Below are 14,853 nucleotides of genomic sequence, written 5' to 3'. Positions count from 1 at the left end.
CCTTAGTAGCCGCTATCAGTTGTCAGAACGAAATGCCCCGGTTCCACCTCGATATATTGCGATGGCTCCGGCTCGTAGTTCAGATCATGGATCGGCGATGGGATCGGTTTGAAATTCAGGTCCTTCTCCGATTTGCGCTGATTTGGATCGGCAATCGGCACCGCCTTCATCAAGGCCTGCGTATAGGCGTGCTGCGGGTTCTCAAAGACCCGCGCCCGCGGTCCCAGTTCCACGATACGGCCAAGGTACATCACACCGACCTGATGGCTGACCCGTTCGACCACCGCCATATCGTGACTGATGAACAAGAAGGACAGGCCCAATTCTGATTGCAGTTCCATCATCAGGTTAAGCACCTGCGCCTGTACCGACACATCCAGCGCCGAAACGGCCTCATCCGCGACGATAAGTTTCGGGTTGAGCGCAAGCGCGCGGGCGATGGCAATGCGCTGCCGCTGACCGCCGGACATTTCGTGCGGATACCGGCGCATGAAGCTGCGCGGCAGATGCACCCTGTCGAACAGATTGGCGACGCGGTCCTGCAATTCGGAGCCGGAGGCAAGCCCATAGTTGCGCATCGGCTCCGCCACCTGATCCAGCAGCTGCATCTGCGGATTGAGCGAGGCAAAGGGATCCTGAAAAATCATCTGCATATCAAGGCGCGCCTTGTGCAGCTCCCGCGGGTTCAGACCCAGAATATCGCGCCCTTCAAATTCCACCGACCCGGACAGCGGCTCCACCAGCCGCAGGATCGACCGCCCGGCAGTGGACTTGCCGCAGCCGGATTCCCCGACCAGCGACAGCGTCTGCCCTTTGAACACCTTGAAGGAGACATCCTCCACCGCGTGAACATTGGCTATGGTGCGGCGCAGAACGCCGCCTTTTACCGGGAAGCGGGTCACCAGGTTGCGCACCTCCAGCAGCACCTCGTCGCTGCCCTTGATCGGCTTGATCTCCTGCTGTTCCACACCCATCAGCTTCATCGGCTCCGGGTAGTCCTTGCCGCGCATCTCGCCCAGTTTGGGAACGGCGGCCAGCAGCGCCTTTGTATAGTCGTGCTGCGGGTTCTCGAAGATTTCGGTGACGGTGCCTTCCTCGACCTTGTTGCCGCGATACATGACAACAACGCGATCCGCCATCTGCGCCACGACGGCCATGTCGTGGGTGATGAACATCACCGCAGTGCCGGTCTCGCGCTTCAGCCGGTCCATCAGCGCCAGGATCTCGGCCTGGATGGTCACATCAAGCGCGGTTGTCGGCTCATCCGCGATCAGCAGGCGCGGTTCGCAGGCCATGGCCATCGCAATCACGACCCGCTGGCGCATACCCCCGGACAGTTCGTGTGGATATTGTTTCAGGCGGCGCTCCGGCTCGGGGATCCGCACCTCACGCAGCAGTTCCAGCGCACGGGCCTCGGCCTGTTTCTTGTTGAGGTTCTTGTGGATCCGCAACCCTTCGGTCAGCTGACGGCCAACGGTGAACACCGGGTTGAGCGCGGTCATCGGCTCCTGAAAGATCATTCCGATCTCATTGCCGCGAATCTGTTTCATCAGCGCCTGATCGGTCTTGCCGAGGTCGACCTCCTCGCCGTCGCGACGGTCAAACAGCAGCTGCCCCGAGGTAATGTCGCCGCCGCCGAACTCAACCAGCCGCATCAGCGACAGCGAGGACACCGATTTGCCGGACCCGGATTCGCCAACGATGCAAACGGTTTCGCCGGGATTGATGTCAAAGGAGACATCCTTCACCCCCACAACCGGACCGTCCTTTGTCTGAAACTCCACCCGGAGTCCCTTAATTTGCGCGATTGGTTGATCCAGCACCGTGACGTCCCCTTCGTGTTCTTCTTTTTCGATGGCGTTAACAGAAATGTGTACGCACCTGCGTTGACCCCGTCAAACCCACCTCCTAACCCTGCGCGATTTTTTCTCCGACGGAAGTCTTGCAATTTGGCAGGAGTCTGTATTCGATACCTTCAGTGCAGCCACGCCTGCCTCCGGTTGCAAGCCATGATCGCGGTAACGTGATCGCAGCCAACGCCCGGCAGATAGCGCGTGCTCAAACGCACAGACCGCAGTGATGTGGCAAATCTCCGGGGCGCCAAAGCCCCGGTCATAAAGAAGGCACATACGTGTCCGACAAGGAGTGAATTATGAAAATCAAGACCCTTTTGCTGGGTGCAATTGCGTCAGCCGCGCTTGCTCCCGCAGCCTTTGCCGAACGGGGATCCGACGGCCAGGTTAACATTATTTATTGGCAAGCGCCCTCGATCCTGAACCCCTTCCTTTCGGGTGGCACCAAGGATGTGGAATCCGCCTCCCTCGTGATCGAGCCGCTGGCCCGCTACGACCCGCAAGGTGAGATGGTTCCCTACCTGGTTGAGGACATTCCCACCGTCGACAATGGCGGCGTGAGCGAAGACCTCACCTCGATCACCTGGAAAATCAAACCCGGCATCCTGTGGTCCGACGGCACGCCCCTCACCGCGAATGACGTGAAATTCACCGCCGAATACTGCATGCACCCCGAGGGCGGCTGCGCGCAGGTGACCAAATTCGAAGGTGTCACCAATGTCGAGGCCGTTGACGATCTGACCGTCAAGGTCACCTTCGACAAGCCGACCCCCTTCCCCTATGGCCCGTTTGTCGGCGGCGAAAGCCCGATCATTCAGGCGGCACAATTTGCCGAATGCCTGGGCGCCAAGGCACCTGAGTGTACTGAAGCGAACTTTGCCCCGATCGGCACCGGCCCGTTTGTCGTGGATGAGTTCAAGCCCAACGACGTGATCACCATGTCGGCCAACAACAACTACCGCGACCCGGCCAAGCCGGCCTTTGCCAAGCTCCTGTTCAAAGGGGGCGGCGACGCTACTGCTGCGGGCCGTGCGGTGATGGAAACCGGTGAATTCGACTACGCCTGGAACCTTCAGCTGGCGCCCGAAGTGGTCGCCCAGATGGAAGCCGGCGGCAAAGGCGTGCCAGTTGCTGGCTTCGGCCCGCTGGTCGAACGCATCATGCTGAACAACACCAACCCCGATCCGGCACTTGGCCCGGATGAGCGTTCGGTGATCCGCCCGCATCCGTTCCTCAGCGATCCTGCGGTCTACAAAGCAATGTCGATGGCCATCGACCGCCCGCTGCTGGTGGAAATCGGCTATGGCAAGGCTGGTAAGGTCACCTGTAACTGGGTACCGGCACCTGCGGCCTTCAACTCCGACTCGATGACCTGTGACACTCAGGACATCGCAGGCGCAAACGCCATGCTGGACGAAGCAGGCTACAAGGACACCAACGGCGACGGCGTACGGGAAACCCCCGATGGCAAGCCGATGAAGATCCTGTATCAGACCTCGACCAACGCTGTGCGTCAGGACTTCCAGGCGCTGATCAAACAGTGGTGGAGCGAAATCGGCATCGAAACCGAGCTGCGCAACATCAACGCATCCGTCTTCTTCGGTGGTGATCCGGGTTCCCCCGACACCTTCCAGAAGTTCTATGCTGACGTCGAAATGTACGCCAACACCTTCAATGGCACCGATCCGCAGTCCTACCTGGGCAACGGTCTGTGCGACAAGGCACCGCGTCCCGAGACCCAGTGGCAGGGCGAGAACATCTCCCGCTTCTGTGACGAAGAGTTCGACAAGCTGCACGCAGAGCTGGCGCAGACCGCAGGTCTGGAAGCCCGCGCGGAAATCGCCAAGCGCCTGAACGACATCATTGTCGAAAAAGGTGGCATGATTCCGCTGGTGCACCGTGGTCGCCTCTCCGCGCGCTCCAACACCCTTGGCGGTGTGGATCTGAACGTCTGGGACAGCGAACTGTGGAACGCCGCTGACTGGCACCGCACCGAGTAAGCAGCGTCAAACGCCTGCAGAGGCCCCGGTTAACGCGCTGGGGCCTCTTGCCATTCACGTCCGAATGACGTCATTGCGTCGGCCAGAAATGGATCTCAGGCAAAAGACCGCCCAGTTCCACCCCATTCTTCCAATTGCAAAGGCGCCTACTGGATGCTGACCTTTACAATCAGACGCCTTGTCCTGTCGGTACCGACGCTTCTGTTCATCAGCCTGGTGATCTTCCTGCTGCTTGAACTTGCGCCCGGTGACCCGATGGCTCAGGTCCCTCTGACCGTCCCCCCCGAAGTCAAAGAAAAGATGCGCGAAGCGCTTGGCCTTGGCCAACCCGCGCATATCCGATTCTGGAAATGGATCGTGCAGTTCTTCTGGATCGAACCTCAGGTTCTGATCGATTATTATTTTGGCACCAGCTTCTCCGCAGGTGACCTGCGGGTGATCTCCTGGCAGACCCGCTCGCCGGTGATGGATATCGTCGTGCAGCGTATTCCCCAGACCCTGTGGGTCGTGGGCACCGCCTATCTGGTCGCCATCGCCATCGCCCTGCCCATCGGCATCTATTCGGCCTATCGCCAGTATAGCTGGTTCGATCAGGTCGGCACATTTGTGTCGATGGTGGGTTTCTCGGTGCCGCCCTTCTTCTCCGGCGTACTGGTGATTGTGATCTTCTCGGTCCAGCTGGGCTGGTTCCCATCGATCTACGACACCACTCATATCGTGAACAGTTGGGAGTCTTTTGTAAAGCAGCTGCAACAGATGATCATGCCGGTCATGGTGCTGGCGCTGCAAATCACCGCACAGCTGAGCCGGTTCATGCGGGCCTCGATGCTGGACAACCTCAATCAGGATTACGTCCGCACCGCCCGCGCCAAGGGCCTCAGCGAATATGTGGTCGTCATGGTCCATGTTCTGCGCAACTCGATGATCCCGGTCGTGACCGTGATCGCGCTGGGGATTCCGTCGATCTTCGGTGGCGCCATCATCACCGAACAGGTGTTCAAGGTGAACGGCATCGGCCAGCTGCTGATCGGCGCGATCGAGGCCAACGACCTGCCGATGGTGCAGACGCTGACCTTCATCTTTGCCGTGCTGATCGTGCTGTTCAACCTGATTGCCGACGTGCTCTATGGCATTCTAGACCCGAGGATCCGCTATGACTGATAAGGACCGTCTGGTGCCCGACGAAGGGATTGTGCCCGCCTCGACCGCGCTGCCTGCGGCGGGCGTGATCGAAGAACTGGACCAACCACCCCGCAGCCAGTGGCTGGATGTGTGGGATCAGTTCAAGTCACACAAGGGCGCCATGCTTGGCGGGGCATTGTTCCTGCTGATCATACTGGCCGTCTATCTCGGCCCGTTTTTCTGGGACATTGATGCCACCCGCATTGATATCCGTGCCCGCAATCAGAGCCCAAGCTGGGCGCATCCTTTTGGCACGGATCAGCTGGGGCGTGACATGCTGGCCCGGATGATGGCAGGCGGCGCGACCTCGGTCTCCGTTGGCCTGACCGCGATGCTTCTGGCGCTGTTCCTCGGCTCATTGGTTGGCGTTCTCGCAGGGTTCTTCAAACGTCTCGACGGACCGCTGATGCGCCTGACCGATCTGTTCCTGGCGCTGCCGCTGTTGCCGCTGCTGCTGGTGATGATGCTGTTGTTCCGCGAGCCGCTGAATGCCGCCTTCGGCCCGGAACAGGGGATCTTTATCCTGATCGTGGCCTCGATCGGCATCACCAGCTGGATGCCCACCGCGCGGATCGTGCGTGGCGATGTGCTGGCGATCAAGGAACGGGAATTCGTTCTTGCGGCCCGCTCCATCGGCACCACCAACAGCAAGCTGATTTCGCGGCACATCCTGCCCAACGTGCTGTCACCGATCATGGTTTCGGCCACGCTGGGGATTGCAACCGCGATCATCACCGAATCCGCCCTGTCCTTCCTCGGCCTGGGCTTCCCGCCTGATTTCCCGACATGGGGGCGTCTGCTCTATGATGCGACGGACTATCTCCAGCAATACCCGGAGCGGGTGTTCTGGCCCGGTATGGCGATCTCTCTCACCGTGCTGAGCGTGAACTACCTCGGCGACGGTCTGCGCGACGCCTTGGACCCACGGATCCGCGGGCGCTGACCACCCAGAGATGTGAGGGCAGAACAGCTCAACACATTCAAATAAAAACATATCAACCGGCCACTTCTCCCGGGTGGCCGGTTTGTTTTTGCCCGCAGCGGCAGGGCTGGGACACATAGCCTGCGAAGGACACCTAGCAGAGAACATCATTCTGCCGGATGCCGCGCCAGCTTGGTGCCATAGGGTTGCTCAGATCAGAGAAACCGGCCATTTCGGGAAAATATTCCAAACGCGACGAATCCGCTCGCAGCAATGGAGGCCGCATATGTTCGAGACACTTGGCTTTGAAGACACCACCGCGCGGGCCGTTTCGGTTCTGTTTGCACTCGCTGTCGGTGTCCTGTTCGGCGGGCTGGCGCAATTGACCCGCTTCTGTTTCCGCCGCGCTATTGTCGGCGCTGATCGCCGTCAGGCCGCAGGCGTCTGGACAATGGCGCTGGCCGTTGCTGTTCTCGGCACGCAGGCCGCCGTGGCGCAGGGCTGGATCAGCTTTGCCGAGCACCGCCTGATGGTCGCGGATCTGCCAATTGCTGCGGTGGTACTGGGCGGCCTTATGTTTGGGGCCGGCATGGTGCTGACCCGTGGCTGCGTCTCGCGCCTGATGGTTCTGACCGGCAGCGGCAACCTGCGGGCGCTGGTTGTGATCGTGACCTTTGCAATTGTCGCCCACGCCACGCTCAAAGGCGTGCTTGCACCGCTGCGCAGCTGGATCGGCGGCGTCACGGTGCCGATTGGGGATTTCGCCTCTCTCACCGCACTGCCCGGCGGCGCGCTGACGGGCGCCGGGCCGATCGTTGCGGCCGCTCTTGTCATCGCTCTGCGCTCGGGCAATCATCCGCTGATGCTGGCCGGGGGGGCCGCCATCGGCGCGCTGGTGCCGCTGGCCTGGGTCGGCACTGGCTATGTGCTGTATGATGAATTTGACCCCATCGCCATGGAGAGCCTCTCCTTCACCGCGCCTTCGGCGGAAACACTATTCTACACGCTGGCGTCCAGCGCCGTGGCTGCGGGCTTCGGGACCGGGCTGGTGGGCGGCGTGCTGATTGGCGCGCTGGTCGCCGCCCTGCTGAGCGGTCGCTTCCAGTGGCAGAGCTTTGAAAGCCCGCGACAGACCGGCCGCTACCTCACTGGCGCGGTGCTGATGGGGATTGGCGGTGTACTGGCTGGCGGCTGCACAGTCGGGGCCGGTCTCGCCGGTATCCCAACCCTCAGCCTAGCGGCTGTTCTGGCACTGCTGTCGATTGGCGCAGGCGGTTTGGCGGCAGACGCCCTGCTCAATGCAGCCGCTTCCGGATCTGCCGCACCGCGAGCCAGACCAGCAGCACAACCGGCAGAGTAAGTGCTGCCGTCATCATCCCCTTGCTGAGGTCCAGCACCGCCGCGAGGGGATAGAGCGCATAAGACGCCAGCGACACAGCGTAATAGCTGATCGCCACCACTGACAGCCCTTCCACCGTATGTTGCAGCCGCAGCGCCATATCGGCGCGGCGGTCCATGCTTTCCAGAAGGGCCTGGTTCTGGGCACTGCGTTCCACATCGACACGGGTTCGCAGCAGCTCCCCGGCGCGACGCGCCCGGTCTGCCAGCGTAGCGAGCCGCCCTTCGGTTGACTTCACCGTGCGCATCGCCGGTTCAAATCGGCGCAGCATGAACTCGGCAAAGGTCTGATACCCTTCAAACCGGGTCTCGCGCAGCAGGGCGATCCGTTGGTTGACCAGCGCATCATAGGCCCCCGTCGCACCAAAGCGGAACGCCGCCTGCGCCGCCATCGCCTCCAGCTCAGCCGAGACCGTGAGCAGCTGCGCAAGGGTCTGTTCCGCCGGCATGCGATCCCCGGTCATCTCGGCCATCATCTCGCTCAAATGGGTGTCGAGCGCGCCAATCGTCGGACTCAGCCCGCGCGCCCGCGAAAACCCGAGCATCGACATCGCCCGATAGGTCTCAATCTCGCAAAGGCGCTGCACCACCCGGCCGATCCGCTGGGCGCCGGTTTCCCGGTTCGGGAAAACCGCAAACCGCATATGCCCAGCCGGATCAATGCGGAAATCCCCCGCCACCACGCAGCTGTCGTCCAGCACTCGGGCCACGGCGAGGCTTTCCGGCACAAACCAATCGGTCAGAGCCGCCCGAACGTCAGAGGTTTCGCCACGAGGCAAGACCCGCAGCATGATCGAAGTGATGCGCTGACCCGGAGCCTCCGCCAGCCAGTCCGACGGGAAGACATCAAAATCCGCAGGATCATACGGGCGGGCGCTGATACCGTCGAAATACAGGGTGTAGGACACAAATTCAGTATGCTGTTCCCATTTGAGCGTATGGCGGCCCAGCTGCACCGAATGATGGGTCGCCCCCGGCGTCGGGTGGGCGACACCGTGACGGTCCAAGAGATCGACCAGATGCGCAAGGTCCCGGCTGCGGTCCCGATGCACGGCCTCCTGCGGCTGCTTGATCGCCAGGTAGATCACCGTCGAGGGGTTGCTCATCGTCGGGAACGGGCGGGCGTGCAGCTCATTGGCCAGCTGGTAGCGCAGCGGGTGGTCTTGGATCGGCGGCATCTATGGTCTCCCTGAGCAGCAGACCACAGGTTAGCCGAGGTGGAGCAACCTGTAAAGAATTACGTTTTTTCAATACCTTAACTGGATACAACCGTATACAATTATGGGGCAGCCCTCAGCTCTTGCCGACATTATGCCGCCTCGAACACCTCAATCGCCGCATTCAAACCATTGATGGCCGCAGGCATGCCGCCATAGACCGCCATCTGCCAGATGACCTCCAGAATCTCGGCTTCACTTGCCCCTGCGGCGAGGGTGTTGGCGATATTCACCTTGAGCTGCGGCGCGGTCTGACCGCCAAGCGCAGTCAACGCCGCAACCGTACAGAGCTGCCGTGTCCGCAGGTCCAGCCCCGCGCGTGCGTAGTGGCGCCCATAGGCCCATTCCACCAGGCTCTCCGACATTCCGGGCAGATGGGCGTCATAGCGCTCTGCCAGGATATTCTCCAACTCCGGGTTCAATTCGGCCAACAGATTACGGCCCTTGGTCACTGCGTCAGACATCTGCGCTTTCCTTCTCCAGCTCGTGGTAGATCGCAACCTTGCGATCCATCAGGGCAAGCGTGTCATGAAGCTTCTCCAGCTGCTGGCGGATCACCTCGCGGTGGGCCTCCAGCATTGCGCGGCGTTCGGCCAGGGTTTCGCGCCCCCGCGCCCGCAACCGGGCATAGCGGACCCGATCCGCCTGTTTCATTCCGGTGGCGTTCAGCTGCCCCAGAAAGCGGATCCAGCCCAGGATTTCGCGATCATAGACCCGCCGCCCGGCGGCATCCCGCGCCGGCGGATCAATCAACCCGATCTTCTCGTAAAAGCGCAGGGTATCCACGCTCAGCCCCGTGGCCATCGCCACCTCTGAAATCTTCATGCACATCTCTCTTGCTGCCCACCCCTCATGGGTGAGTCGGGACACCCTAGCGGTTGGAGTACACTCCAGCTCAAGCGGTATCTGCGGCGCGTCCGATCGGCTGCCAGAGTTCTATCGGATTGCCCTCCGGGTCATGCAACCGCGCGAAATAGCCAATCTCGCCGTCCCACTCCAGCCGGGTCTCAACAGCGATACCGGCGGCGGTCAGCTGGGCGATCATCGCGGCCAGATCCGTCACCCGGAAATTGATCATCCACTGTTTGCTGGTATCTCCGAAATAATCGGTATCCTCGGCAAATGGAGCAAAGACGGTGTAGCCGCCGCCCTGCATCCAGGGGGTTCCGCCGACGGGGTCAATCCCCAGATGGTCATTGTACCACCGGCTCAGCGCTTCGGGGTCTTTGGCGCGGAAAAACACGCCACCTATGCCTTGGGCCTTTTCCATATCATCCTCCTCGGCTGGCGAATGATACCACAGGATCACGAAAAAAGAGCGCCCCGGCAGGAGCGCTCTTTCGGTATGTGCAGCGATACGCCGAACAATCAGCTGATCATGGTCAGCAGTTTATCCAGGCTGGCCTTGGCATCGCCATAGAACATGCGGGTATTCTCCTTGAAGAACAGCGGGTTCTCGATGCCCGAGTAGCCCGTACCCTGCCCGCGCTTGGAGACGAACACCTGTTTCGCCTTCCAGCATTCCAGCACCGGCATACCGGCGATGGGCGAGTTCGGGTCTTCCTGAGCCGCCGGGTTCACGATGTCGTTGGAGCCGATGACGATGGCCACATCCGTTTCCGGGAAGTCCTCGTTGATCTCGTCCATTTCCAGCACGATATCGTAGGGCACTTTCGCCTCGGCGAGGAGCACGTTCATATGGCCCGGCAAACGACCTGCAACCGGATGGATCGCAAAGCGGACGTTCTTGCCCTTGGCACGCAGACGGCGGGTCAGCTCAGCCACATTCTGCTGGGCCTGCGCCACTGCCATACCGTAGCCGGGGATGATGACGACACTGTCGGCCTCATCCAGGGCAGCGGCCACACCATCGGCATCAATCGCGATCTGCTCGCCGTCGATTTCCATCGCCGGACCAGCCGTGCCGCCAAAGCCGCCCAGGATCACCGAGATGAAGGACCGGTTCATCGCCTTACACATGATGTAGCTGAGGATCGCACCAGAGGAGCCCACAAGCGCGCCAACCACGATCAACAGATCGTTGCCGAGCGAAAAGCCAATCGCCGCCGCGGCCCAGCCGGAGTAGCTGTTCAGCATGGAGACAACCACGGGCATATCCGCGCCGCCAATACCCATGATCAGGTGGTAGCCGATAAACAGCGCTGCCAGGGTCATCAGGAACAGCGGGAAGAAACCGCCAGTGTTAAAATACCAGATCAGACAGATCAGCGAGAGACCCGCAGCACCGGCGTTCAGCATATGGCCGCCGGGCAGCTTGGTCGCCGCCGAGGACACTTTGCCTGCCAGCTTGCCATAGGCAATCACCGACCCGGTGAAGGTCACGGCACCGATGAAGACACCGAGGAAGAGTTCCACCCGCAGGATCGCGATCTCGACACCGTCTTTCTTGGCCAGAAGCGCACCAAAGCCTTCGAGCGCCTTTTTCGCAGTGTCATCCATCGCCAGAACGCGGCCCAGCTCGATATGGGCGATAAAGCCCACGAACACCGCAGCCAGACCCACCAGCGAGTGCATCGCCGCCACCAGCTGCGGCATTTCGGTCATCTGCACGCGTTTGGCGACGTAGTAGCCGATGATACCGCCTGCGGCGATCAGGACGATCGACAACAGCCAAAGACCGGCACCGGGACCAATCAGGGTTGCCAGAACCGCCAGCGCCATACCCGCAATGCCGTACCAGACCGCGCGTTTCGCACTTTCCTGACCGCTCAGGCCGCCCAGCGACAAGATGAAGAGAACAGCCGCAACCACATAGGCGGCAGTTGTAAAGCCAAAGTCCATACTCCCGGCCTCCTTAAGATTTCTGGAACATGGCAAGCATGCGCCGCGTGACGAGGAACCCGCCGAAGATATTGATCCCGGCCATGAACACCGACAGCGCCGCAAGGAAAATCACCAGGAACGACCCGGATCCGATCTGCATCAACGCGCCGAGGATGATGATCGAGGAAATCGCATTGGTGACAGCCATCAGCGGCGTATGCAGCGAATGGGCAACGCCCCAGATCACCTGGAAGCCCACGAAACAGGCCAGTGCAAACACGATGAAATGCTGCATGAAGCTCGCGGGGGCAAACAGCCCCACAAACAGCACCAAGGCACCGCCCACAGCCAGCAGGGTGACCTGGTTCTTGGTCTGCTGCTTGAAGGCTTCGACCTCCTGCGCCCGCTTCTCTTCGGGCGTCAGTTCCTTCACCTCTTTCTTCGGCTGGGCCGCGATGGCCTGCACCTTGGGCGGTGGCGGCGGGAAGGTGATTTCCTTCTCGAAGGTCACCGTGGCGCCGCGGATTACGTCGTCTTCCATGTTGTGATTGATCTGACCGTCCTTCTCGGGCGTCAGGTCAGTCATCATATGGCGGATGTTGGTGGCATAAAGCGTCGAGGCCTGCGCGGCCATCCGGCTCGGGAAATCGGTATAGCCGATGATGGTCACGCCATTCTCGGTTACCACTTTTTCGTCCATCACCGTGCCTTCGACGTTGCCGCCCTTTTCGGCTGCAAGGTCAACGATCACCGAACCCGGCTTCATCGCGGCGACCATATCCTCAAGCCACAGCTTGGGAGCCTCGCGGTTGGGGATCAGCGCGGTGGTGATGACGATATCGACATCGGGAGCCAGTTCGCGGAACTTCGCGAGCTGCGCTTCACGGAACTCCGGGCTGGAGACCGCAGCATAGCCGCCGGTTGCCGCGCCATCCTGCTGGTCTTCCTCGAAATCCAGATAGACGAATTCGGCCCCCATGCTTTCGACCTGCTCCGCCACTTCGGGGCGCACGTCAAAGGCGTAGGTCACCGCACCCAGGCTGGTAGAGGCGCCAATCGCCGCAAGGCCTGCAACCCCTGCACCAACCACCAGAACCTTGGCCGGAGGAACCTTGCCCGCAGCTGTGATCTGACCGGTGAAGAACCGGCCAAAGTTATTCCCGGCCTCAATGACGGCGCGGTAACCTGCGATATTGGCCATCGACGACAGCGCGTCCATTTTCTGGGCACGGCTGATACGTGGCACCATTTCCATGGCGATCACATTGGCGCCCTTGGATTTGGCGAGTTCCAGACCTTCGCTATTGCCGCCGGGATTGAAGAAGGAGATCAGCGTCTTGCCCGCTGTCATCCGCTTCAGCTCCGCTTCGGTGGGCTGACGCACCTTGGCAACGATATCGCAGGCTTTCCACAATGCGGCCGGTGTCTTGATGATCTCGACGCCGACAGCCTCGTAGGTGGCGTCAGAAAAACCTGCCGCTGCCCCGGCACCGCTTTCAATCGCGCAGTCGTACCCCAGCTTTTGCAGTTGAACCGCGGAGTCCGGGGTCATCGCAACCCGCGCCTCGCCGTCAAACACTTCTTTTGGTGTGCCTATTTTCACCTTGTCGGTCCCCCTCTTTGTGTCCGCATCAGACTGACTGAGCACGGATCGCAAATATTTTGACTACATTGCGCAATATTTTTGCGCAACAGTTTCGCTGCGTCGCCGCAACACTTTGCTGCGGTGCCGCAAATCCGTCACAGCCATCGTCCTGTGTCTTTTTCGTAGCGCCCCCACTGCGCCCTGAACTGCCGCCGCAACCGGTTTTCCTCGGGCAGGATGAAACGGCGTTCCAACACCCAGACAAAGACCGGCAGCAGTATCAGCGACAGCACCGCGTCAAACCGCAGGATCAGTCCGAGCAGCAGCAGGCAATCACCTAGGTAGATCGGATTGCGGCTGCGTTTGAAAATACCCGATTGAACCAGCTGGCTTGGCTGCCCGTGTGGATGCAGCGTCGTCCTATGACGCCGCATTTCCATCACCGCGAGCAGCATCAGAATGACTCCCGCTCCGATCAAGAGGCCGCTGACCAGCCCGACGACGGCGCCGATCACGCCATGCGACAATTCGAGCCCCATAGGCAGGAAACGTGCCTGACACCAGGCCAGCACTGCAAACCCCAGCAACCACACAGGAGGCACGTCAATCCATTTCATTGCAGACGGCACTCCGGGTGATCCTTGTCGGTCTTGATGCGCATCAGCGGCAGTTTTCCCTCATGTGGCCAGAACGTCCAGCCTTCGGAGATGACTTCCGAAGGATAAGGACAGATTGCCCAAAATGGTCGTGAAACGGCGAATCCGTTCCGTTTGCGGCATGATCCTGCATATATTGTTGCGAATGACCACGTATACTTTTGCATGCCTGCCGCAACTGATCGGCATGCTGAGTTCAGCTACCGCTCACAGTTCTTGTCGCAAGGATGACGATGGGCACAGATCACCGGGCGGGCGCGCTATTCCCACTCCATCTCCTCATAGACACGCCCGGCATTCTTGGTCGCCAGTTCCTCAAAAGTATCGAGCTGCTGCCAGCGGGCCTGATCCACGTAATAGGCCGAGGCCAGATCGCCGCCCTCCTCGATATGGGCGCCAATCTTGCTGCGCAGATCGAGCAGATACTCCAGCGTGTAGTGCCGGACCTGATCCAGGTTGGTCGGATGACCATGGCCGGGGATCACATAGGTCGGCGCCAGCGGTTCCAGCTTGTCCTGCCAGGTCTCGATCCAGCAGCTGGTGCAGGTATGTTCAAAAATCGGCAACATCCGCTCGTGAAAGGCAATATCGCCTGCGATCAGCATCCCCCACTGCGGAATCCAGACCTGCGTGTCACCCGGATCGTGGGCCGGACCAAGATGCAGGACCTGAAAGTCGACCCCGCCAAGTGACAGATCGTAGCGATCTTCAAAACTCAGGTTCGCAGGCTCCACCCGCGTGTCCCCGGCCCTGTCCTTATTGTAGCCTTGCATCCCCTGAAGGATAAAATGACCGTTCTGCGTCACCTCGGCCGTGGCATCTACATGCGCCAGAACGTCAACGCCCCGATCGCGCCAATAGCCGTTGCCCAACATCGCATGGCCCTGCCCGTTTTCATTGATCACCAGAACCACCGGCTGATCGGTCACCGCCTTGATCTCGGCATGGAGCGCGGCAGCCAGCGCATCAGACGCCCCCGCATTGATCACCACAACACCCGCCTCGGTCACAACGAAGCTCAGGTTATTGTTATGGCCGGCATTTTCATAGGTTGGCGGCGCGGTGGCTCCAATGGCCGAAAACACATGCGGGATCACCTCCACCGGCTTTGAGTAAAGCTCGGACTGCGGGTATTGATCCGCGATATCTTCGCTGGCCAGCCCGCATAGAGGCAACATCAGCGCGGTTGCCACGCCACAGACAAGAGCTTTCATGGGATCCTCCGTCAGCCTTGGTGGCGGTTCGTCGCCACATGT

The 14,853-nt window shown here is 60.6% G+C and carries 13 protein-coding genes; 4 read left to right on the top strand and 9 right to left on the bottom strand.

The features are described 5' to 3' along the window. Positions 1–2: 2 nt before the first annotated feature. Positions 3–1,823 carry an ABC transporter ATP-binding protein gene (locus WLQ66_RS03975; RefSeq protein ID WP_340545092.1) on the bottom strand — a complete coding sequence of 607 codons (1,821 nt, stop codon included), beginning with the start codon at positions 1,821–1,823 and terminating at the stop codon, positions 3–5. 329 nt (positions 1,824–2,152) lie between these two features. Here WLQ66_RS03975 and WLQ66_RS03970 point away from each other — a divergent pair, with 329 nt between their 5' ends. The 4 genes from WLQ66_RS03970 (at position 2,153) to WLQ66_RS03955 (ending at position 7,317) form a co-directional block, all read left to right on the top strand. After that, entirely contained in the window at positions 2,153–3,853 is a 1,701-nt protein-coding gene (locus WLQ66_RS03970; RefSeq protein ID WP_340545091.1) for a peptide ABC transporter substrate-binding protein, read from the top strand. 153 nt (positions 3,854–4,006) lie between these two features. Further along, positions 4,007–5,014 carry an ABC transporter permease gene (locus tag WLQ66_RS03965; RefSeq protein WP_340545090.1) on the top strand — a complete coding sequence of 336 codons (1,008 nt, stop codon included), beginning with the start codon at positions 4,007–4,009 and terminating at the stop codon, positions 5,012–5,014. After that, a complete protein-coding gene (locus WLQ66_RS03960) occupies positions 5,007–5,978 on the top strand; it encodes an ABC transporter permease (RefSeq protein ID WP_340545089.1) in 972 nt (323 codons plus the stop codon). The genes WLQ66_RS03965 and WLQ66_RS03960 overlap by 8 nt, the downstream gene beginning before the upstream one ends. A gap of 265 nt (positions 5,979–6,243) precedes the next feature. Next, positions 6,244–7,317: a YeeE/YedE family protein gene (locus WLQ66_RS03955; RefSeq protein ID WP_340545088.1), complete on the top strand. Its 1,074-nt coding sequence runs from the start codon at positions 6,244–6,246 to the stop codon at positions 7,315–7,317. Here WLQ66_RS03955 and WLQ66_RS03950 read toward each other — a convergent pair. From WLQ66_RS03950 to WLQ66_RS03915, 8 genes are all read right to left on the bottom strand, one after another. Then, positions 7,253–8,533 (bottom strand): DUF3422 family protein, encoded by a 1,281-nt coding sequence (locus tag WLQ66_RS03950; RefSeq protein WP_340545087.1) that lies wholly within the window; start codon positions 8,531–8,533, stop codon positions 7,253–7,255. The two genes, WLQ66_RS03955 and WLQ66_RS03950, sit on opposite strands and share 65 nt — an antisense overlap. 131 nt (positions 8,534–8,664) lie before the next feature. Next, entirely contained in the window at positions 8,665–9,036 is a 372-nt protein-coding gene (locus WLQ66_RS03945; RefSeq protein WP_340545086.1) for a carboxymuconolactone decarboxylase family protein, read from the bottom strand. Next, positions 9,029–9,397: a MerR family transcriptional regulator gene (locus WLQ66_RS03940; RefSeq protein ID WP_340545085.1), complete on the bottom strand. Its 369-nt coding sequence runs from the start codon at positions 9,395–9,397 to the stop codon at positions 9,029–9,031. The genes WLQ66_RS03945 and WLQ66_RS03940 overlap by 8 nt, the downstream gene beginning before the upstream one ends. A gap of 70 nt (positions 9,398–9,467) precedes the next feature. Next, positions 9,468–9,842, bottom strand: coding sequence for a VOC family protein (locus WLQ66_RS03935; RefSeq protein WP_340545084.1), 375 nt, complete (start codon positions 9,840–9,842; stop codon positions 9,468–9,470). Positions 9,843–9,940: 98 nt separating this feature from the next. Further along, the gene (locus WLQ66_RS03930) at positions 9,941–11,374 is read right to left on the bottom strand and encodes an NAD(P)(+) transhydrogenase (Re/Si-specific) subunit beta (protein WP_340545083.1); all 1,434 of its coding nucleotides are present in this window, start codon (positions 11,372–11,374) and stop codon (positions 9,941–9,943) included. Between the two features lie 13 nt (positions 11,375–11,387). Continuing rightward, positions 11,388–12,959: a Re/Si-specific NAD(P)(+) transhydrogenase subunit alpha gene (locus WLQ66_RS03925; protein WP_340545082.1), complete on the bottom strand. Its 1,572-nt coding sequence runs from the start codon at positions 12,957–12,959 to the stop codon at positions 11,388–11,390. 137 nt (positions 12,960–13,096) lie between these two features. Next, complete coding sequence (locus WLQ66_RS03920; protein ID WP_340545081.1) at positions 13,097–13,558, bottom strand: methyltransferase family protein; 462 nt, start codon at positions 13,556–13,558, stop codon at positions 13,097–13,099. Positions 13,559–13,857: 299 nt separating this feature from the next. Continuing rightward, positions 13,858–14,811 (bottom strand): MBL fold metallo-hydrolase, encoded by a 954-nt coding sequence (locus WLQ66_RS03915; RefSeq protein ID WP_340545080.1) that lies wholly within the window; start codon positions 14,809–14,811, stop codon positions 13,858–13,860. Positions 14,812–14,853 lie beyond the last annotated feature (42 nt).

This window comes from Phaeobacter sp. A36a-5a (assembly GCF_037911135.1).
GTDB lineage: Bacteria > Pseudomonadota > Alphaproteobacteria > Rhodobacterales > Rhodobacteraceae > Phaeobacter > Phaeobacter bryozoorum.
The sequence above is the reverse complement of the archived record's forward strand: the minus strand, read 5'-3'. Positions and strand labels throughout refer to the sequence as shown.